The organism is Burkholderia sp. SIMBA_051 (genome assembly GCF_046534915.1).
Lineage (GTDB): Bacteria > Pseudomonadota > Gammaproteobacteria > Burkholderiales > Burkholderiaceae > Burkholderia > Burkholderia ambifaria.
Genome location: NZ_JAWRXS010000013.1, coordinates 239684 through 261261, shown reverse-complemented (window position 1 = coordinate 261261; position 21578 = coordinate 239684). Strand labels below are relative to the sequence as shown.

Sequence of the window (21578 nt, the reverse complement as noted above, 5' to 3'; positions counted from 1 at the left end):
GGTCATACCTGGAACACCAGCTTCAGCGCCGTCGAAGGCGTGAATGAGGTCCAGGTCCGTCAAACCGATGTCGCAGGCAACACGTCAGACCCGACGGCGTTCAGCTTCACGCTCGATACGTCAGCCGCTGCGCCAAGTGTCGCGCTGACCACTGACTCTGGTAGCAGCTCGACCGACCACATCACCAGTGCCGGCACGCTGAATCTCACCGGTGTTGAAACCGGCGCCACGGTCGAATATTCGACGGATGGTGGCCATACCTGGAACACCAGCTTCAACGCCGTCGAAGGCGTGAACGATGTACAGGTCCGGCAGATCGATGTCGCGGGCAACACGTCGTCAGCTACATCGCTCAGCTTCACGCTCGACACCTCGGCCGCTGCGCCGGGTGTTGCCCTGACCACCGATTCCGGCAGCAATGTCACCGACCACGTCACCAACGTCGGCGCGCTGAATCTCACCGGTGTCGAAACCGGCGCCACGATCGAATACTCGACGGATGGTGGCCACACCTGGAACACCAGCTTCAACGCCGTCGAAGGTGTGAATGACGTACAGGTCCGGCAAACCGATGTCGCGGGCAACACGTCTGATTCGACCTCGTTCAGCTTCACGCTCGATACGTCAGCCGCCGCGCCCGGTATCGCACTCACGAGCGATTCCGGTAGCAGCTCGACCGATCACATCACCAACGTCGGCACGATGAATCTGACCGCTGTTGAAACGGGTGCCAGCGTCGAATACTCGATCGATGGCGGCCATACCTGGAACACCAGTTTCAATGCCGTCGAAGGCGTGAATGACGTACAGGTGCGGCAGACCGATGTCGCGGGCAACACGTCAGACCCGACATCGTTCAGCTTCACGCTCGATACGTCAGCCGCTGCACCAGGTGTCGCGCTGACCACCGACTCCGGCAGCAACGCCACCGATCACATCACGAACGCCGGCACATTCAACGTGTCTGGTGTGGAGACCGGCGCCGTTGTCGAATACTCGATCGATGGCGGTCATACCTGGAACACCAGTTTCAATGCCGTCGAAGGCGTGAACGACGTGCAGGTTCGGCAGACCGATGTCGCAGGCAATACGTCGGACCCGAGCTCGTTCAGCTTCACGCTCGATACCTCGGCTGCCGCGCCCGGTGTCGCCCTGACCACCGATTCCGGCAGTGGCTCGACCGATCACATCACCAATGTCGGCACGTTGAATCTGACCGTTGTCGAAACGGGCGCCACCGTCGAATACTCGACCGATGGCGGCCATACCTGGAACACCAGCTTCAGCGCCGTCGAAGGCGTGAATGAGGTCCAGGTCCGTCAAACCGATGTCGCAGGCAACACGTCGGACCCGACCTCGCTCAACTTCACGCTCGATACCTCGGTCGCTGCACCAGGCGTTGCACTGACCGCCGACTCCGGCAGCAACGCCACCGACCACATCACCAACGTCGGTACACTCAATTTGTCTGGTGTGGAAACTGGCGCAGTTGTCGAATACTCGATCGATGGCGGTCATACCTGGAACACCAGCTTCAGCGCCGTCGAAGGCGTGAATGAGGTCCAGGTCCGTCAAACCGATGTCGCAGGCAACACGTCGGACCCGACCTCGCTCAACTTCACGCTCGATACCTCAGCCGCTGCCCCGGGCGTTGCACTGACCACCGACTCCGGCAGCAACGCCACCGACCACATCACCAAGGTCGGTACACTCAACGTGTCTGGGGTGGAGACTGGCGCAGTTGTCGAATACTCGATCGACGGCAGTCATACTTGGAACACTAGTTTCAATGCCGTCGAAGGCGTGAATGAGGTCCAGGTCCGTCAAACCGATATCGCGGGCAACACGTCGGACCCGAGCTCGTTCAGCTTCACGCTCGATACCTCGGCCGCCGCGCCCGGCGTCGCCCTGACCACCGATTCCGGCAGCGGTTCGACCGATCACATCACGAATGTCGGCACGTTGAATCTCTCCGGTGTTGAAACCGGCGCCACGGTCGAATACTCGACGGATGGTGGCCACACCTGGATCACCAGTTTCAACGCGGTCGAAGGCGTGAATGACGTCCAGGTTCGGCAAACCGATGTCGCAGGTAACACGTCAGACCCGACCGCGTTCAGCTTCACGCTCGATACCTCGGTCGCTGCACCAGGCGTTGCACTGACCGCCGACTCCGGCAGCAACGCCACCGACCACATCACCAACGTCGGTACACTCAATTTGTCTGGTGTGGAAACTGGCGCAGTTGTCGAATACTCGACCGATGGCGGCCACACCTGGAACACCAGTTTCAACGCGGTCGAAGGCGTGAACGATGTACAGGTCAGGCAGACCGATATCGCAGGCAACACGTCGGATCCGACGGCGTTCAGCTTCACACTTGATACCTCGACCGCCGCGCCCGGCGTTGCATTGACCACCGATTCCGGCAGCAACGCCACCGACCACATCACGAGCGTCGGCACACTCAACGTGTCTGGTGTGGAGACCGGCGCCGTTGTCGAATACTCGATCGATGGCGGTCATACCTGGAACACCAGTTTCAATGCCGTCGAAGGCGTGAACAATGTACAAATTCGGCAGACTGATGTCGCAGGCAATACGTCGGACCCGAGCTCGTTCAGCTTCATGCTCGATACCTCGGCTGCCGCGCCCGGTGTCGCCCTGACCGCGGATTCCGGCAGTAGCTCGACCGATCACGTCACCAACGTCGGCACGTTGAATCTCACCGGTGTCGAAACCGGCGCCACCGTCGAATACTCGACGGATGGTGGCCACACCTGGAACACCAGCTTCAACGCCGTCGAAGGGGTGAATGACGTACAGGTTCGGCAGACCGATGTCGCAGGCAACACGTCGGATCCGACATCGCTCAGCTTCATGCTCGACACCTCGGCTGCTGTGCCCGGTGTCGCGCTCACGAGTGATTCCGGTAGCAGCGCCACGGACCACATCTCCAATGTCGGTACACTGAACGTCACTGGCATCGAGACCGGCGCCACCGTACAGTACAGCGTCGACAACGGCGTGCACTGGAACACGAGCTTCAGCGCCGTCGAAGGGCTGAACAATGTGCAAGTTCGGCAGATCGATGTCGCGGGTAATACGTCCGCCCCGACCTCGTTCAGCTTCACGCTCGATACCTCGGCTGCTGCGCCCGGCGTCGCACTGACCGCCGACTCCGGTAGCAGCGCCACCGACCACATCACCAATGTCGGTACGCTGAACGTCACTGGCATCGAGACCGGCGCCACCGTACAGTACAGCGTCGACAACGGCGCGCATTGGAACACGAGCTTCAGCGCCGTCGAAGGACTGAACAACGTGCAGGTTCGGCAGATCGATGTTTCGGGCAACGCGTCTACCCCGACCTCATTCAGCTTTACGCTCGATACGTCGGCTGCCGCGCCCGGTATCGCGCTCACGAGCGACTCCGGCAGCAGCGCCACTGACCACATCACCAATGTCGGCACACTGAACGTCACTGGCATCGAAACCGGCGCAACCGTTCAGTACAGTATCGATAACGGGTCGCATTGGAGTACGAGTTTCAGTGCTGTCGAAGGGCTGAACAATGTGCAAGTTCGACAGATCGATGTCGCGGGCAACACGTCGTCGGCCTCGTCCCTCAGCTTCACGCTCGATACGTCAGCCACGGCGCCCGGGGTTGTGTTGACCACCGACTCCGGCAGTAGCGGGACTGACCACATCACCAACGTCGGTACGCTGAACGTCACTGGCACCGAAACCGGCGCCATCGTTCAGTACAGCATCGACAACGGGGCGCACTGGAACACGAGTTTCAGCGCCGTCGAAGGACTGAACAACGTGCAGGTTCGGCAGATCGATGTTTCGGGCAACACGTCTACCCCGACCTCGTTCAGCTTTACGCTCGATACGTCGGCTGCCGCGCCCGGTGTCGCGCTCACGAGCGATTCCGGCAGCAGCGCCACGGATCACATCACCAATGTCGGTACACTGAACGTCACTGGCATCGAGACCGGCGCCACCGTTCAGTACAGCATCGACAACGGCGCGCATTGGGACACGAGCTTCAGCGCCATCGAAGGACTGAACAATGTCCAAGTTCGGCAGATCGACATCGCGGGCAACACGTCGTCGGCCACGTCGTTCAGCTTCACGCTCGATACCTCGGCCGCGGCGCCCAGCGTTGCGCTGACCACCGACTCGGGCAGTAGCGCCACCGATCACATCACCAATGTCGGTACGTTGAACCTCTCCGGCATCGAAAACGGCGCCACCGTTCAGTACAGCATCGACAACGGTGCGCATTGGAGTACGAGCTTCAGTGCCGTCCAAGGCGTGAACAACGTGCAGGTTCGAGAGATCGACATCGCGGGCAACACATCGTCGGCCACGTCGTTCAGCTTCACGCTCGATACGTCAGCCACGGCGCCCGGCGTTGCATTGACCACCGACTCCGGCAGCAGCGCCACGGACCACATCACCAACGTTGGCACGCTAAATCTCTCAGGCATCGAAACCGGCGCCACAGTGCAATACAGCTTCGATAACGGTGCGCATTGGAGTACGAGTTTCGGTGCCCTCGAAGGCGTGAACAATGTGCAAGTTCGACAGATCGATGTCGCGGGCAACACGTCGTCAGCCACGTCGTTCAACTTCACGCTCGATACCTCAGCCGCGGCACCCGGCGTTGCGCTGACCACCGATTCCGGCACCAGCGCCACCGACCACATCACCAGTGTCGGCACGCTGAACGTCACCGGCACCGAAACCGGCGCCACGGTTCAATACAGCGTCGATAACGGCGCGCACTGGAACACGAGCTTCAGCGCCGTCCAGGGCGTGAACAACGTGCAGGTCCGCGAAATCGACATCGCAGGCAACACGTCCTCACCCACGTCGTTCAGCTTCACGCTCGATACCTCAGCCGCGGCACCCGGCGTTGCATTGACCACCGATTCCGGCACCAGCGCCACCGACCACATCACCAACGTCGGCACGCTGAACCTCTCCGGCATCGAAACCGGCGCCACCGTTCAGTACAGCGTCGATAACGGTGCGCATTGGAACACGAGCTTCAGCGCCGTCGAAGGGTTGAACAACGTTCAAGTCCGCCAGATCGACGTGGCCGGCAACACATCGTCGGCTACATCGCTGAGCTTCACGCTCGATACGTCGGCCGCGGCACCCGGCGTCGCGCTCACGACCGACTCCGGCAGCAGCACCACCGACCACATCACCAACGTCGGCACGCTGAACCTCTCCGGCATCGAAACCGGCGCAACCGTGCAATACAGCATCGACAACGGCGCGCACTGGAACACGACCTTCAGCGCGACCGAAGGCGTGAACAACCTGCAAGTCCGTCAGATCGACATCGCGGGCAATATCTCGAACGCCACGAGCTTAAGCTTCACGCTCGACACCACCGCGCCGTCGACACTGTCATGGCAATACAACCAAGGCACCCACACGGTGACGGCCAATACCGACACGTCCAATGTCTGGAAAGTCCTGATCCACGACAACACGACCAACGCCGATTACACCGCGACGCAGCAAACCGCCGGAACCTGGACCTACACCACGCAACAGAGCCTGAATCTCAACAAGGACTCCCTCACCGTCACCGAGTGGGACACCGCGGGCAACTCGCGTTCGTTGACGCAGACAGCACCCGCCGGAGCCACCGGCTCCGAGATCAACCTCGCACTCACCGATCCCTCCGGCCACGCGGCCGACCTCGCTGTGACGATCGCTGGCATCCCGTCCGGCTGGACGCTGAACGCCGGCACCGACCTCGGCAACGGCACCTGGCTCGTGCCGACGAACGACCTCGGCGCGCTCACCATCACGCCGGCCGCGTCCTTCACCGGCGCGACCGTGCTCACGGTGACGGAAACCTGGACGGCCTCGGACGGCACCCACGCCGCCGCCACGATCGCGGACAACGTCGAAGCGTACGCAGCCAACGCGCCGATCTTCGCCTGGTCGGGCGACGATCAACTGACGGGATCGGCCGGCAACGACCTGTTCGTGTTCTCGCAGCCGATCGGCAACGACACGCTGCACACGTTTGACCTCGCCGCCGACAAGATCGATCTCGTGGGCTTCACGGGCATCGCAAGCTTCAGCGACGTCCAGGCGCATCTGGCAGACGACGCGAACGGCAATGCGGTGATCACGCTGGGCGATGGCGCCACCATCACGGTAACGGGCGTGCATTCGGCCGACCTCACCGGCGACAACTTCGTGTTCGACCAGGAACCGGTCGTGCAGAACGCCGGCGTCATGACGGTGAGCGACGGCGCGATGCTGCCGATCGGCGGGATCGTGGAGAACACGGGCACGATCGCACTCGGCTCGACCGGCGACATCACCCGCTTCGAAATCCTCCCGAAGAGCGCGACGCTGGAAGGCGGCGGGCACGTGACGCTGTCCGACGACGCCCACAACGTCGTGTTCGGCAGCACGCCGGATGCCACGCTCGTGAACGTCGACAACACGATCACAGGTGCCGGCCAGCTTGGCGCCGGCCAGCTGACGCTCGTCAACGAAGGAACGATCGTCGCCGACGGCGCCAACGCGCTCGTGATCGACACGGGCACGCACGCGGTCGCCAACGCCGGCACGCTCGAGGCAACGGGCAGCGGCGGCCTCGTGATCGAAAGCGCGGTGAACAACACGGGCAACCTGTGGGCCAACAACGGCAACCTGACGATCCACGGTGACGTGACGGGCGCCGGCAGCGCGACGATCAGCGGCGGCGCAACGCTCGAGTTCGGCGGCGCGTCCGCGGAAAACACGACGTTCGCCGATGGCGCCGCGGGCACGCTCAAGCTGGACCACTCCGCCGGTTTCACCGGCACGGTCAGCGGCTTCGGCGCCGGCGACGCGCTCGACCTGACCGACGTGCTGTTCGGCGATCACACGACACTGAGCTTCACGGCCAACGACACGGGAACGGGCGGCACGCTCACGGTGAGCGACGGCGCCCACACCGCGCAGGTCGCGCTTCAAGGCAATCTGTCGGGCGGCAGCTTCCAGCTCTCGCACGATCAGGGCAGCGGCACCGTGGTCACTTACGTGCCGCCGCCGCTGCCGCACATTCAGGAGGTGTGAGCCGCTCGGAATGCCCCGTGACCGACGTTCGACGGACAAACGCTCCTCCGGATCGTCGTTCACGGCAATGTGTTGGATGTATCTGTCGCGATGGCCGGCCGCATGATCGCCGGCATCGCGCAACGCTTGATCGTGCCCAAGGCTGGCTGTAAACCACCACCGTCGGGCGACAGGAAACAGTCGATGAACAGGAACTGCCCTCTGCTTGCCGTGCTCGCATTCGCGTCAGCGCTCGCGGGCACCCCCGCGCCCGCCGCCGCGCAAAGCTTGCAGGAAGCGGTCGAGCAGGCGATCCGGACCAACCCCGAAGTCCTTGCCACGACATACAACAGGGAAGCGGCGGATCAAGGCCTGAAGCAGGCGCGAGCCGGCTACCTGCCCCGCGTGGATATCGACGCGGCGATCGGCAAGGAGCAGCGCGACGATGTCGAAACGCGTCTGCTCGGCCTGAACCGCACGACGTTCACGCACCGGACGGCCAGCGTGACGTTGTCGCAAATGCTGTTCGACGGTTTCGCGGTCAGGAGCGAAGTGGCGCGGCAACGGGCACGCATCGACTCGTCCGCGAATCGCGTCGCGTCGACCTCGGAGGACGTGGCGCTGCGCGTGGTGGGCGCGTATCTGGAAGTCCTGCGCCGCCAGGAAACGGTCGCCGCCGCCACCGACAACGTGGAGTCCCACCGCCGGATCCACGATCAGATCAAGCTGCGCAGCGACCGCGGCGTCGGCCGGCGCGCCGACCTTTACCAGGCGGAAAGCCGGCTGGCGCTCGCGCAGGATAACTTACGATCAGAGCAAAGCAACCTGAAAGACGCCGAAGTGGCCTACGCGCGGCTGGTGGGTACGCCGCCGAACGTGCTCGTCAAGCCGGTCGCGCCGGAAGCCACGCTGCCGCCGACGGAACGATTCGCGCTGGATACGGCGCTGGCGAACCACCCGTCCCTCGCGGCCGCCGAGGCAGACGTCGCGCAGGCCAATGCGCACTATGACGCGGCGAAGGCGGCACTCTGGCCGCGCATCGATCTGGAGCTGAGCGCGAGCCACGACCGTGACGGCGTGCTCGGTCCGACGAACGACCGCCGCGTGATGCTGCGGTTGCGCTACAACCTGTTTCAGGGCGGCGCCGACAAGGCGCATATCGGCGAAGCGCATGCGCAGATCCGTGAGGCCGAGGAAGACCGCAACCGCACACGCCTGGAGATCGCGGAAGGCGAATCGCACGCCTACAACGCGTACGTCACCGCACGCGACCGGTTGGTCGTGCTCAAGCAGTACGTCGATTCCAGCGCGTCGACGCGCGAGGCGTACCTGTTGCAGTTCGGCATCGGTCAACGTTCGCTGCTCGATCTGCTCAACGCGGAGAACGAGTATTACAGCGCGCGCATCGATTACATCAGCGGCCAGTACGCGGAAGTGGCGAGCGCGTACCGCGTGTTCGCCGGGATGGGGCAGTTGCTCGACACGCTGCACGTCGCGCGGCCCGCGCAGGCGTGGGGCGCCGGCGGCATGCAGCCGGCAGTGGCCTTCGACCGGCGCGCATCCGATCTCGGCAAATGACGAGGCCCCGAGGTCGCGTTCGCTCGCCCGGGGCCCTTCAGTCGTCGACGTTGCCTGCGGTGTCGGGCATCGTCAGCATGCCCAACTACCGCCGTTCAACGTCCTTCGCGCCGCATCAGAACTGATAGCCTGCGCCCACCACCGCTCCGAAGTCGGAACGCGCATTGCCCGTCACCGACGCCTTGACGACCCAGCGATTGCTTTCCGTCACGTACGAATACCCGGCCGCGAAGCCTTGCTGCCCGTGGTAGTTCGACGTCGCCGCCGACACCATCGAGCGCCCGGCCCCCGTCGGCTGCGGCAAACCGGCCACCGCCATCGCCGACGCCACGCCGCCGTACATGTCCTTCTTCAGGTCGTTGAACGAGTTGTACACCTGCCCGATGCGCTGGTCGGTGTAGCCCTTCGCCTGCGTCGACGCGGCATTGAGGTTGTCGTTCAGCTGCTGCACGTTCACCGCGTCGGTCGGCGCCGTGCCGGCTGCCACGTTCGTGACTTGCCGTTCGTTGCCCTTCGCGCCGACCGAGAACGAATTGTCGCGATCCGCCACGGAGCCCTGGCCGACCGCCACCGCGTTCTTGCCGGTTGCCGTCGCCGTCGAGCCGATCGAACCGGCATCGGCACGCGCGATCCACGTCGTGTTCGCATCGGTTGCGGCCGCACGGATCTGGTCGTTGACCGCCGCCGTCTTCAGCGCGTCGTTGAACTGGGCCATGTTGACCGCGTCGTTGGCGTTCACGCCGGCCGCGACACCGGTCAGCACGCGGTCGCCCGCCGTGCCGGAGAAGTTCACGCTGGTGCCGCCCGAATCCTTGCCGACCGTGATCGCGCCTTTGGGGTCCTGCTGCTGCACGAGCCCGGCCTTGCCGTTCGCGATGTTGGTCACGTTGTCCTGCAGGTTCGCGATATCGGTCGTGTTCTTCGACACCTGCTGGTTCGTCGCATAGAGCTGCGAGCCGTTCACCGCGTCGGTGCTGGTCGCGCTGAGCGTGCCGGCCTTCACGTTGGTGATGCGCGTGCCACCGGCCCCGCCGAGCGTGATCGAGCCCTTCGAGCTGTCGTCGTATTGCACCGCGAGCGCGCCGAGCTGGTCGAGGTTCGACTGCACCGACTTCAGCTGCTTCACGTTCACCGCGTCCGTATCGTCGGTGCCGGCCGCGACGTTCTTCAGCACGACCGCCGCGTTCGGGTTGCCGCCGACCAGCGATACCGAATTCAGCCGGTTGCCGTTGCCGTCGACGTCGTACTTGACGACGTTCTTCACGGCCTCGCCCGTCTGGTTCGACACCTGCGTGATCTGCTGCTCGAGATCGGATTTCACGCCGTACAACTGCCCGCCGTTCACCGCGTCCGTGCTGCCGGCCGCGACATTGCCGTCGGCGATGCTGGTCAGCTTCGTCGGCGCGCCGCCGCGGGCGGCGTTGTATGCGCCGAGCGTCGGATCGAACTGCAGCGCATCCTTCTGCAGCCCGGCGATTGCGGTCGTATTGACGGCGATGTTCGTTTCGGCGTTGCCGATGCGCGTCTCGTGATTCCCGAGCGTCGTCGTGTTGCTGCCCACACGGCCATCGAGGTTCGTCAGCGCGTCGCCGACATTGTTGAACGAATCGCCGCCGATCTTGTACGCCGGCGCCGTGATCGAGCCATCGGTGTTCGCCGTCGCACCACCGCCGAGCGCGGCTGCCGTGCCGTCGATCGCGCGGCGCAACTGCGCACCGTTCACGGCGTCCGTGCTGCCGGCCGACACGTTGCCTTCGGCGACGTTGGTCACGCGCACCGGAACGCCGCCGTTGCCCGCGCCGAGCGAAACCTGACGCTTGCTCGGATCGTCATACTTCACGGCGAGCGCATCGAGCTGGCTCGTGCCGTCGTGAATCGCCGCGTTCAGCTGGTCGACGTTGACCGCGTCGGTGCCGTTCTGGCCGGCCGCGAGGTTGCCGATGCGTTGCGGGCTGTTGCCGCCGTGGCTCGCATCGTACGTGCCGAGGCTCGGGTTCCATTGCAGCGCATCCTGCTGCAGCGCGGCGATGTTGCCGGTGTTCGTCGTCACCTGGTCGCCGAGCTTCGTCACGCTGTTGCCGACGTTGGCGATCGACTGGTTCAGCGTATCGGTCGCCTTGCCGAGCTGGCCGACGTTCACCGCGTCATTCGCGCTCACGCCGTCCGCGACGTTGTGCAGGCCGACCGGTGCCGGCGCGCCCTGGCCGCCGAGCGTGACGCCGCCATGCGCATCGTCGTCGTACTGCACCGCGTTCTTCGTCGCGTTGCCGATCTGGCTCGTGATCGACGTGCTCAGGTTGCCGATCGTCGTGCTCACGCTGCTGGTCACGCTCGTGCTGAGCGATGCGAGGCCGCTGCCCAGTTGCCCGACGTTGACGGCATCGTGCGCATCCTTGCCGTCCGCGACGTTGTGCAGCGTCGTGCCGTTCGGGCCGGCGAACGTGACCGAGTCGAAGCCGCTTGCGCCGTCGTACTTCACGTTGCGCGCATCGGCTTCCTGCAGGCCGCCGATGTTCGACGCGGCCGTGCTCAGCGATGCATTGAGGCCCGTCACGTTGTTCTGCAGGTTCGTGATGTTCGCGGCGGCCGTCGACAGCGAGGTCTGCAACGGTGCAACGCTGCCCTTCAACTGGCCGACGTTGACCGCGTCCGTATCGGCGACCCCGGCCGCGACACCGCCGATCGTCGTGCCGTTGCTGCCGTCGAGCGCGATCGCGGCGTGCGAATCGTCGGTGTATTTGACGACGTTCTGCGCCGCCGTCACGATGCTCGTGCTGAGGCTGTTGCCGACGTTGGTCACGCGCTGGTCGACGTTCGCGATCGACGTCGACAGCGTATTGCCGACGGAGGTCACGCGAGCGTCGACGTTGGCGATGCCGGTGCTGAGCGTGCTGTTCACGTTCTTCAGCTGCTGGACGTTCACGGCGTCCGTATCGGCCGCGCCCGCCGCGACGTTCTTGATCTGGCGCTCGTGGCCGAGCGAACCGAACGAGACGGCGCCGCCGACCGGTGCAGCCGTGCCGCCGAATACCGGTGTGCCGCCGTTGTTCGCACCAACGCTGCCCGAGCCGATCGCGACCTGGTTGTTGTCGTTCGTTTGTGCACCGGCGCCGATCGCGACGGATTGCGTGCCGCCCGCACGGGTTTGCGTCGCGGCATCGTAGGATGCGCCGTTCGACACGCCGTCGCTCGTCGTCGGATTCGCGCCGCCGATCGCGATCGAGCGATCGCCGCTCGCCAGCGCCGAGTGACCGAGTGCGATCGAACTCGTGCCGTGCGCATCGGCGACGTTGCCGAGCGCCATCGAGTAATCGCCGATCGCGGCGGACTGACGGCCCACCGCGAGCGCCGTATTGCCCTGCGCGACGGCCACCGTGCCGATCGCCGTGGCCGAGTTCGCCAGTGCCTGTGCGCCGACGCCGATCGCAATGCCGCCGCCGCTGCCGGAGCCGCCCTGGCTACCCGCGTTCGACTGGTCGCCGATCGCGATGCCGCTGGAGCCGGCCTTCGCATTCGTACCAGACGTGAAGTTCGTGCTGCTCGTCGCGACGAACGTCCCGCTCTTCGTCGCGACACACAACGGGTTCGTACCGTCGATGCACTGCCCGTTCAGTGCGTTGTCCGGGTTGCCGCGATCGACGAAGTTGTCCGCGTGTGCGGCCCCCGCGACCAGCACACCTGCGCTTGCGAACATGGCGGCGACGAGCGCCGAAATCTGGTTCCTCTGCATTTTTTGCTCCGTTTCGTGTCTTTCGTTTGGATTTGGATTACTTACTTTTATTCACAGCTTCGACTTCAACTTCGAACTCAATGCGCGATACGCTTCCCCAGGCGCGCCGCTCGGTCGACGGCCCGTTCCGTTCATTCGATAAAAACCATCAGGAATACAAAATGACCGTCATGGACGAGCGCGTCCCTGCCGACTCTCGTGAGTCAACCTGCTGTCATTGACATTCCGAATTGAATGCCGCGCGTGGCGCGACCAACCCCGTTTCTTTTATTTCATCTGCTGCACGTGAACGGCTTTTCGTTCACGTCAATGCCTGCCGCGGTATGCCGGTGGTCCAACCCGTCGAATCGATCCGTCATCCAAAGTTCGGACGAATTATGAGACGGCCCCCGGGATTAGAGAAGGCGGCATTCTTCATAGATTGCAAAATTCAATGTTTTCAAATGCTTATGTTAAAAACACCGAACTCGCAAACGATTTCGTATTGCCGCGCTTAATAAAAATGTTTTCCGGAAAGGATGGATGCTTTGCTGGAGCGCCGTGCCATTAAAAGCAATCTCGCAAAAAACTGCAAAATATCGACAAGGGATTGAATGTGAGTCCCGACTCGCATCCCGATAATAGAGATAGGCACTCTAGCGAGAATCGAGATATCCCCCTACAATTCCGCTCGCATCGATTCCGGCAGCGGCAATCTTCCGCCCCTTTATCGGCTCAGCGATCAAAAGAAACAACGCCGAGTAATGCGCCGACCGACTGCCTGCCGTGCAGTCCGGCGAAGTCCGTTTATCGATGCGAGCGTACCGTGCGTGTTCGCGAAGCCATGTCGCGGCTTCCGACGATTTTCCCGAACCGGAATCGACCGCGCGCAGGAACGCTGCCCGCAGCCTTTCCTGAACAGGTACACGATGTCTCCATCGACCGCCGCATTGAATAATGCCCATATCCTGATCGTCGACGATCAGCCCGACCAGCTCCGTTTGCTGATCGATATCCTGCGCAGCACCGGATGCCGGATCAGCATCGCATTCGACGGCGTGCAGGCGTGCGAGCGCGCGCAGGCACTGATGCCGGACCTGATCCTGATGGATGTCCGGATGCCGCGCATGGATGGTTTCACCGCGTGCCGGCGGCTGGCGGCCGATCCGCTGACGAGCGCGATCCCTGTCATTTTCCTGACGGTGGCCGGCGGTTTGCACGAGCGCGTCGAAGGGCTCGAAATCGGCGGCGTCGATTATGTGGTGAAGCCGTTCGAACCGGCCGAAGTCGTCGCGCGAATCCGCGTGCAGCTCGCGCGGACGAAACGGCCGTTGCCGATGGATGCACCGACCGCGCACGATCCGTTTGCAACGGGCAAGGACGACGACATCATCGTGCGCGCGGCCATTCGGCATCTGTCGCGCACGCTGAACGATCCGCCGACGGTCGAGCAGCTCGCGCGCGCGGTCGGCACGCACGAGAAGCGGCTGTCGCGCGCGTTTCGCGACAACCTGGGCCAGACGGTGTTCGAATATCTGCGGCACGAGCGCCTGCGCATCGCGCAGGACTTGCTCGATACGACGTCGCTCAGCATTGCGAGCATCGCGAAGGAGATCGGCTTTTCGACGCCGGCGAATTTCGCCACCGCGTTCCGCGAACGGTTCGGCATCACGCCGACCGAATGGCGGCGACAGCGCGATGCGGCCGGGCGTGATGCCGCCAGGGAACCGCAGCGCGACGCGTAGTCGCGCCCGGCATGACGGGTACGGCTACCAGTTGTATTTCGCGCTGGCCAGCACCGTCCGCTCGTTGCCGAACACGCACACCGCGTAAGACTGGCAGCCGCCGACGTAGCGGCGGTCGAACACATTCGCGACATTCAGCGCGAATCGCCAGTGACGCACCTCGTAGTGCATCGCGAGATCGTACAGCGTGGCGCTCGGCACCGTCAGCGAATTGTCGGGCGCACCGGCCGACGCACTCTGGTAGCGCACGCCGGCGCCGACTCCGAGGCCCGACAGCGCGCCGGTGTGCCAGGTCCAGTCCGTCCACAGCGACGCCATCTGCCGCGGCAGCGGCACGGACACCGGCCAGTTGTTCAGCGATGCATCGTTCGCCTGCACGTTCTTGACGTCCTGATAGACGTACGACGCGACGATCGACAGCTCGCGCGTCACGTTGCCGACCGCGCTCAGTTCGATGCCGCGCGAGCGCACCTTGCCGGTCTGCACGGACGACGTGCCGGTGGGGTCGAGATTCGTCGGCGTCGGCGTCACGACGTTGGTCTGGTCGATCCGATAAACGGCCGCGGTGAGCATCAGGTTCCGGCCGGCCGGCTGCCAGCGCAGCCCGGCTTCGGTCTGCTTGCCGCGCGTCGGTTTCGGCAGGCCGCCGCCGTACATCCGCACGCCGATCACCGGATCGAACGACGTCGAGTAGCTCACGTAGGGCGACAATCCCGCATCGCCCTGATAGGTGAGCCCGACGCGACCTGAAAACGCACTGACGTCCTGCTGCGTGCCGATGCGGGCCGCGCGGTCGTCGAAGCGTGCGTTCACGCGATCTTCGCGGCCGCCGAGCGTCAGCGTCCAGCGGTTCCAGCGGATCTGGTCCTGCGCGTACGCGCCGAGCGAATTCATCGCCGTGTACTGATCGACGTGCCCGAGCGACGTGCGGCCGGAAAAGATCGCGGCCGTCACCGGACGATAGACGGGATGGTACAGGTCGAGCGACGGTGCGAGCGCGAGCCATACGCTGTTGGTCGTCGTCTGCCGGTCGAACTGCAGGCCGAGCAGCAGCGTGTGCTCGAGCGGGCCGGTGGCGAAGCGCGCCTGCGCGCGGTTGTCGATGTCGAGCCGGCTGTAGTTCAACTGGAACAGGCCCGCGAACCGCATCATGTTCGTCGTGCTGCCGGGCATGAAGCCGTTGCCGAACACCGTCGCGTCGTCGAGCGACAGGCGCGACCAGCGCACGTCCTGTTGCAGCGTCCAGATCGGGTTCACGCGATGCTCGAGCGCATAGCCGAGCGACCATTGTTTCTTCCGGTAGTCGTTGAACGTCGGGTCGCCCATGTAGATGTCCTGCGACAGACGCCCGTTCCGATTCGGCAAGACCGTGCCCGACGCCGGGAGGAAGTTCGACGAAATATCGCCGTGATCCTGCAGGAACGAAGCGGACACCGTCAGCGACGTGTCGGCCGTCGGCCGCCAGCGGAACGACGGCGCCACGGCTACGCGCCGGTCGGCCTTCGGGCCGGTCTCCGCATTGCCGTCGCGCGCGATGCCGACGAAGCGGTACGCATATCGGCCGTCCGGATCCAGTTTGTCGCCGATGTCGAGCATGGTCTGCTTGCGCGCATCGTTGCCGATCTGCACGCCGGCTTCGCGCACGCGCTCGCCGTCGGCGAGCTTCGTATGTGCATCGACGATCGCGCCCGGCTCGCCCGCGCCGTACAGTACCGACGTCGGCCCGCGCAGCACGGCGATCGAGTCGATCGTGTAAGGATCGACGCGCCAGTTCGCGATGACCGCCGTGTTCGGCGCCGCCACTCCGTCGACATACAGCGTCGGCGTGAAGCCGCGCAGCGCCGCATACCAGTCGGTCCGCGTATCGGACCCGAACGTCGCGAAGCCCGGCACGTAGCGCAGCGCCTGGTTCAGGTCGGTCGCGCCGGTCATCTCGATCTGCTGTGCGGTCACGACGTTGGTCGTCTGCGGGATCTCGGCGACCGGCGTGTCGGTCCTCGTCGCGGTGGCGGTACGCAACCCGACGAGCCCGAGCGATGCGCGGCCGGCCTCGCCCATCACGTCGATCTTCGGCAGCATCGCCGCCGCATCGGCCGACCGCGATGCCGCCGCGTTCGATGCCTGCGCGTGCGCGCCACCCGCGGCCGCCGCGCACAACGTTCCCCCGGCCGCGATCGCGATTGCGCGTCGCACCGAACCTGTTGCCATTCCCATCGTTTAGCTGGTGTCTCCGTCGTGTTGCCCGGGTGCCGCGCGCCCGGTCGTGCTTCGTTGCGGGGCCGGCCGGCGGTGCGGGCCTGTCGCGCACGAGTCGGTGCGCGTCGTTCGATTGCGTCGTTTTCGAGCGCCTGAATGATATCGGCGCGACGTTGCGCGGTCTTTAGAAAAAATGCCTACGCGCGCGAGATCGTTCACCGCATGCCCGCATTGCCGTCACACCCGCGCAAGCCAGCGTCGAGCGCGACGCGACCCACGCCGCGTGTGGCGCAAACCATTCGTTCAAACCTGGGACGCTGCTCGTCATCGTGTCGATCTCCGATTCTTGTCGTTCGCGGCTTCACCGGCATTGGGCTTGCCGCGGCGTGCGGACCGGGAGTGCGATATGAAACTGCCCCACGTCATCCGTCGTATGACGACTGTAGGAAATAGTGGGAATCTATCGCTCTGCACACCTGAAAAGTCTGCCGCCCGCATGCCGGCGACGATCATATCTCGCAAACGTATCAATCGCCATTTTTTTCCGTTTTCTTAGCATGTTAATCAACCGCCGCGCGACAATCTGCTATCTGAAAATTTGGCACGGCGCCGCAAATTCGTGGTCCTGAGCGCCCTTCGTTCCGTTACAATCCGCGTCGTCATGCGATAACTGATTTCGCCGCACGACATCGCCTGCCTCCTGTGAGACTCGTCAAGGAACCCACGCGACATGCACGACACCCCTCTCCTGCTTGAATCGAACGCGCGCGTTTCCCGGCGCACCTTCCTTTACAGCGTCGGTGCGCTCGCGCTGTCGGCATGCAACGGCTCCGGCGCAAGCGAGAACGTCCGCGGCGTCACGACCACGGCAGCGGCGGCCGGCAACCGTGCGCTCGCGCGCGTGGCGACGGGCACGACCGCCGTCACGACCCGCACGGCGTTCGTCCATCCGGGGTTGCTGCACACGCAAGCCGATTTCGACCGGATCGCGCAGAAGGTCGCGACCGCCGCGTCGCCGTGGCGCGAAGGCTGGAACACGCTGATCGCGAACAGCCATGCGCAGCTGACGTGGTCGCCGCGCCCGCAGGCCGTCGTCACGCGCGGCGGCACCGGCGCGCAAAACTATCCGGTGCTGTACAGGGACATCGCGGCCGCCTATGCGTGCGCACTGCGCTGGAAGGTGTCGGGCGACAAAGCGTATGCGGACAAGGCCGTGCAGATCATGAACGAATGGTCGTCGACGCTGCAGACCCTCGCGGGCGACTCGAACGTCGATCTGGCCGCGGGCCTCTACGGATACGAATTCGCGAACGCCGGCGAAATCATGCGCACGTATACCGGCTGGGCCGCGGCCGACTTCGCCGCGTTTCGCGCGATGATGGCCGACAAGTTCTACCCGATCAACGCCGACTTCCTGAACCGCCACAACAACACGGACATCACGCACTACTGGGCGAACTGGGATCTGTGCAACATCGCGTCGATCATGGCGATCGGCGTGCTGTGCGACGACCACGCGAAGTTCGACGAAGCCGTCAACTATTTCATCGACGGCGCGGGCAACGGCGCGATCGCGCAGGCCGTCTATTACCTGCATCCCGGCCATCTGGGCCAATGGCAGGAATCGGGCCGCGACCAGGGGCACAACACGCTCGGCATCGCGCTCGCCGGCGCGATCTGCGAAATGGCGTGGAACCAGGGCATCGACCTGTACGGCCACGACAACAACCGTTTCCTCGCGGGCGCCGAATACGTTGCGAAAGCGAATCTCGTGCAGCCGGACGGCACGTTTCCGACGGTGCCGTACGCGCGCTACGCCAACGTCGACGTCACGCAAGCGCAATTCTCGACCGGCAGCCAAGGCGTGATTCGTCCGTGCTGGGCGCTCGTCTACAACCATTACGTGAACCGCAAGGGACTCGCCGCACCGTGGTCCGCGAAGTTCGCGCGCGCGATCCAGCCCGAAGGCGGCGGCGGCAACTACGGCGAAACGAGCGGCGGCTACGACCAGCTCGGCTACGGCACGCTGACCTGCACGCGCGATCCCGTTGCGCCCGCAACCGCACCGAGCGGGCTGACCGCGTGGCCGGCCGCCGGGAAGGTCGTGCTGTCGTGGTGGGGCATCGCGAACGCGGCCAGCTACGACGTGAAGCGTGCCGCCACCGCGGGCGGTCCGTATACGACCATCGCGACCGGCATCGTCGATCCGTTGACGTATACCGACAACCCGGCCGCGGGCGTCTGGTACTACACAATCAGCGCACGCACTGCATCGGGCGAATCCGCGAATTCGGCGGAAGTCGCCGCATCGACGGCCCTGCAACTGCATACGCTGCTGACGTTCGACGAGACAGGCGGCACGAGTGCGGCGGACGCGAGCGGCAACGGTCATGCGGGCACGCTCGTCGGCGGCGCATCGCGCGGGCCCGGCAAAACCGGCAATGCGGTGTCGCTCGACGGCTCGACCGGCTACGTCGCGTTGCCGAACGACATCGTCGCGGACGTGTCGGATGTCACGATCGCGGCCTGGGTCAACTGGCGAGGCGGCCAGACGTGGGCGCGCGTCTTCGATTTCGGTTCGGGCACCGGGCGCTATCTGTTCGTCACGCCGAAGAGCCACAGCGGCACGATGCGCTTCGCGATCACCACCAATGGCGGGCATGGCGAGCGCACGATCGACGGCAACGCGGCACTGCCGGCAGGACAATGGGCGCACGTCGCCGTCACGCTGGCGGCCGACACCGCGACGCTCTATCTGAACGGCAATGCGATCGGCTCGGCGAACGACGTGATCTTCGCGCCGTGGCGCATCGGGAAAACCGCGCAGAACTGGATCGGACGTTCGCAGTATCCGGGCGATCCGTTCTTCAACGGATTGATCGACGAATTCCGCATTTATCGCGGTGCGGTGACGGCCGAACAGGTAAAGGCGCTCGCGCAGGGAGCGTGATGCTTGCCGCCGCCGGCCGCGCGGCCGGCGCCTACAACATCGCCTGACTGATCAAGCCGTACTGCACATATACCGGATCGGTCGCGCCGCGGTGCGCGTCGGCAGGCGCGTTGCGAACCATCTTCGAGCAGGTGTCGACGCGGTTCAATCCCTGCGCGTCGAGCCAGTCCGGCAAACTCGTACCCGACGGTACGTCGATGCGAACGAATTCGTTCTCCCGCGCGCTCAGCCAATGACTGATCAGCGCCTTCGCCTGCGCGTCGTCGCTCGACCGCCGTGCGACGACCGGGCCGATCACGTAACCGCGACCGAAGCGGCGCAGCACCGAAAATCCGGCGATCTCGCCATCCTGCTCGAGCACGACACTTTCTCCCCGCTTCAGCAAGGCCGACATCAGCGCGTCGCGCTCGAGGCCGGAAGCACGCGTGTCCAGCTCGACGAAGCGGCTCAGATCGGCGGGCGTGCCAGCCCGCAGTCGAGCGCCGTCGGGCAGCGCCACCGCTGCGGGCTGACTCACGTTCCCTTGAAATTGATCCAGCGATCCGCACACGTTGAAACCGAGCTTTTCGTAGAGCGGCTGGCCGGCTGGCGTCGCATGCAGGAACACGATGCGCGATCCGAGTTCGTCGAGCAGGATCTCCATCAGCGCGCGGCCGATCCCTCGGCCCTGATGCTCGGACGACACGATCACGTGTCCGATGGCAGCACGATCCGCACCGTACTTCCAGCACATCGCCGTACCGATGACCACCCCGTTTTCCTCGGCCGCGAACGCGATCGAGGTGTCCGCGGAAAACTGCCAGTCTTCCGCCCTGAACGGCCAGCGAAGCGCCATGGAGAGTGCGTGAGCCGCGGGTACGTCGGCCGCGGTAAATCGTCGATAGTGCAGCGCCGTCGCGGCGCCGGAAGCGTTCATTACGTGTTCATCGTTCATCAAAGTCATCCTTCGAAATGGCGCAGTTTCACAACCCGACTATAGGAAGGAATGATTTTCCTGTGCCTAACGATCTATAAATTCGCCATTAATAAAAACTTAATGCCAAGTACGCGCATGACCATTCAATACGGCCCGACTGCCGACCGGGTCTGCATCACGCACAGCGTCACGGAAATCGCGCGAAATACTGCCGTGCCAGTGCCACCCAGTACCGGACGCCAGCCGGAATGATGTCGTCGTTGAAATCGTATTTCGGGTGATGCAACGCCGGCGACGTCGATCCGACCGGCGCGTTGCCGATCAGCACGTACGCGCCCGGGCGCTCCTCCAGCATGAAGCCGAAGTCTTCGGACGTCATGTTCGGCGGCACGTCGGGATACAGGCGTTCGTCGCCAAAGGTGTCGCGAATCACCGCTTCGCACAGCGCCGTCTCGGTCGGCGTGTTGACCGTTGCCGGGTAGTACTGAAAGAATTCGACGTCGACCTGCGCGCCATAAGCCGCCGCCAGCCCTTCGCACATGAGCCGGACGTCGCGCTGCAACTGTTGCTGCAACGCGGACGACAGCGTGCGGATCGTCCCGCGCAGCTCGGCCGTGTCCGGAATGACGTTGTCCGTCGTGCCCGCATGGAACATGCAGACGGAAATCACCGCCGGGTCGACGGGATCCTTGTGCCGCGCGGCGATCGTCTGGCACTGCAGCACCATCGAGCACGCAAGCGGAACGGGATCGATGCCCAGGTGCGGCTGCGCCGCATGCGCGCCCTTGCCGGTGATCGTGATCCTGAACCGCGAGCCGGCGGCCATGATCGGGCCGGTGCGCAACCCGAAATGCCCGGCCGGCAAACCGGGCCAGTTGTGCATGCCGAATACCGCCTCGGTCGGGCATTGCTCGAACAGCCCGTCGTCGATCATCTTGCGCGCGCCCGCGCCACCCTCTTCCCCCGGCTGAAACACGAAATGGACGCTGCCCGGCAGCTGCGGCAACGCTTTCAGCACGCGCGCGGCGCCGAGCAACATCACGGTATGGCCGTCATGACCGCACGCGTGCATGATCCCGTGCGTGCACGACGCATGCGCGAAGTCGTTCGCTTCGTGGATCGGCAACGCATCCAGATCGGCGCGCAGGACGATGCCGCGGCCCGGATCCGCGCCGGGCAGGCTCGCCACGACGCCCGTGCCGCCGAGCCCGCGCGACACCGCATAGCCGAGCGCTTCGAGCTCGCGGGCGACGACGTCGGCCGTCCGGTGTTCTTCGAATCGCAGCTCAGGATGCGCATGCAGGTCGCGGCGCAGCTTCGCCCAGTGCGCGTGATGCGCTTGCAGCGATGTGTCGGGAATCACAGGGTTTTCCAATTTCGGCACCTTCGAAAAGTAGA

The 21578-nt window shown here is 64.5% G+C and carries 10 protein-coding genes; 4 read left to right on the top strand and 6 right to left on the bottom strand.

What is annotated here, in order from left to right; all coding sequences use genetic code 11:
• Positions 1-59: 59 nt before the first annotated feature.
• On the bottom strand, positions 60-653 hold the full coding sequence (locus SB771_RS28370) for a hypothetical protein (RefSeq protein WP_410721833.1): 594 nt from the start codon (positions 651-653) through the stop codon (positions 60-62).
• A 27-nt stretch (positions 654-680) separates the two neighbouring features.
• Positions 681-929: a hypothetical protein gene (locus tag SB771_RS28365; RefSeq protein ID WP_410721832.1), complete on the bottom strand. Its 249-nt coding sequence runs from the start codon at positions 927-929 to the stop codon at positions 681-683.
• Between the two features lie 118 nt (positions 930-1047).
• Here SB771_RS28365 and SB771_RS28360 point away from each other — a divergent pair, with 118 nt between their 5' ends.
• Positions 1048-7107, top strand: coding sequence for an Ig-like domain-containing protein (locus SB771_RS28360; RefSeq protein WP_410721831.1), 6060 nt, complete (start codon positions 1048-1050; stop codon positions 7105-7107).
• 183 nt (positions 7108-7290) lie between these two features.
• Positions 7291-8664 (top strand): TolC family outer membrane protein, encoded by a 1374-nt coding sequence (locus SB771_RS28355; protein WP_175661715.1) that lies wholly within the window; start codon positions 7291-7293, stop codon positions 8662-8664.
• Between the two features lie 115 nt (positions 8665-8779).
• Here the strand turns inward: SB771_RS28355 and SB771_RS28350 are convergent, their stop codons facing one another.
• Entirely contained in the window at positions 8780-12394 is a 3615-nt protein-coding gene (locus SB771_RS28350; protein WP_175661564.1) for a YadA-like family protein, read from the bottom strand.
• Between the two features lie 908 nt (positions 12395-13302).
• Between SB771_RS28350 and SB771_RS28345 the strand changes: the two genes are divergently transcribed.
• A complete protein-coding gene (locus tag SB771_RS28345; protein ID WP_175661565.1) occupies positions 13303-14118 on the top strand; it encodes a response regulator in 816 nt (271 codons plus the stop codon).
• 24 nt (positions 14119-14142) lie between these two features.
• Here the strand turns inward: SB771_RS28345 and SB771_RS28340 are convergent, their stop codons facing one another.
• Positions 14143-16332 (bottom strand): TonB-dependent siderophore receptor, encoded by a 2190-nt coding sequence (locus SB771_RS28340; protein WP_175661566.1) that lies wholly within the window; start codon positions 16330-16332, stop codon positions 14143-14145.
• Between the two features lie 712 nt (positions 16333-17044).
• Here SB771_RS28340 and SB771_RS28335 point away from each other — a divergent pair.
• Entirely contained in the window at positions 17045-19264 is a 2220-nt protein-coding gene (locus tag SB771_RS28335; RefSeq protein ID WP_175661567.1) for a LamG-like jellyroll fold domain-containing protein, read from the top strand.
• Positions 19265-19295: 31 nt separating this feature from the next.
• Here the strand turns inward: SB771_RS28335 and SB771_RS28330 are convergent, their stop codons facing one another.
• Together SB771_RS28330 and SB771_RS28325 are read right to left on the bottom strand one after the other, a co-directional pair.
• Positions 19296-20198, bottom strand: a complete 903-nt coding sequence (locus SB771_RS28330) for a GNAT family N-acetyltransferase (RefSeq protein WP_175661568.1) — start codon at positions 20196-20198, stop codon at positions 19296-19298.
• Positions 20199-20367: 169 nt separating this feature from the next.
• Complete coding sequence (locus tag SB771_RS28325) at positions 20368-21555, bottom strand: M20 aminoacylase family protein (RefSeq protein ID WP_175661569.1); 1188 nt, start codon at positions 21553-21555, stop codon at positions 20368-20370.
• Positions 21556-21578 lie beyond the last annotated feature (23 nt).

What these genes read in the sequence shown, in the direction of transcription:
- SB771_RS28355 (WP_175661715.1), top strand. Translation starts at nt 7,291, where the DNA reads ATGAACAGGAACTGCCCTCTGCTTGCCGTGCTCGCATTCGCGTCAGCG.
- SB771_RS28350 (WP_175661564.1), bottom strand. Translation starts at nt 12,394, where the DNA reads ATGCAGAGGAACCAGATTTCGGCGCTCGTCGCCGCCATGTTCGCAAGC.
- SB771_RS28345 (WP_175661565.1), top strand. Translation starts at nt 13,303, where the DNA reads ATGTCTCCATCGACCGCCGCATTGAATAATGCCCATATCCTGATCGTC.
- SB771_RS28340 (WP_175661566.1), bottom strand. Translation starts at nt 16,332, where the DNA reads ATGGGAATGGCAACAGGTTCGGTGCGACGCGCAATCGCGATCGCGGCC.
- SB771_RS28335 (WP_175661567.1), top strand. Translation starts at nt 17,045, where the DNA reads ATGCACGACACCCCTCTCCTGCTTGAATCGAACGCGCGCGTTTCCCGG.
- SB771_RS28330 (WP_175661568.1), bottom strand. Translation starts at nt 20,198, where the DNA reads ATGAACGATGAACACGTAATGAACGCTTCCGGCGCCGCGACGGCGCTG.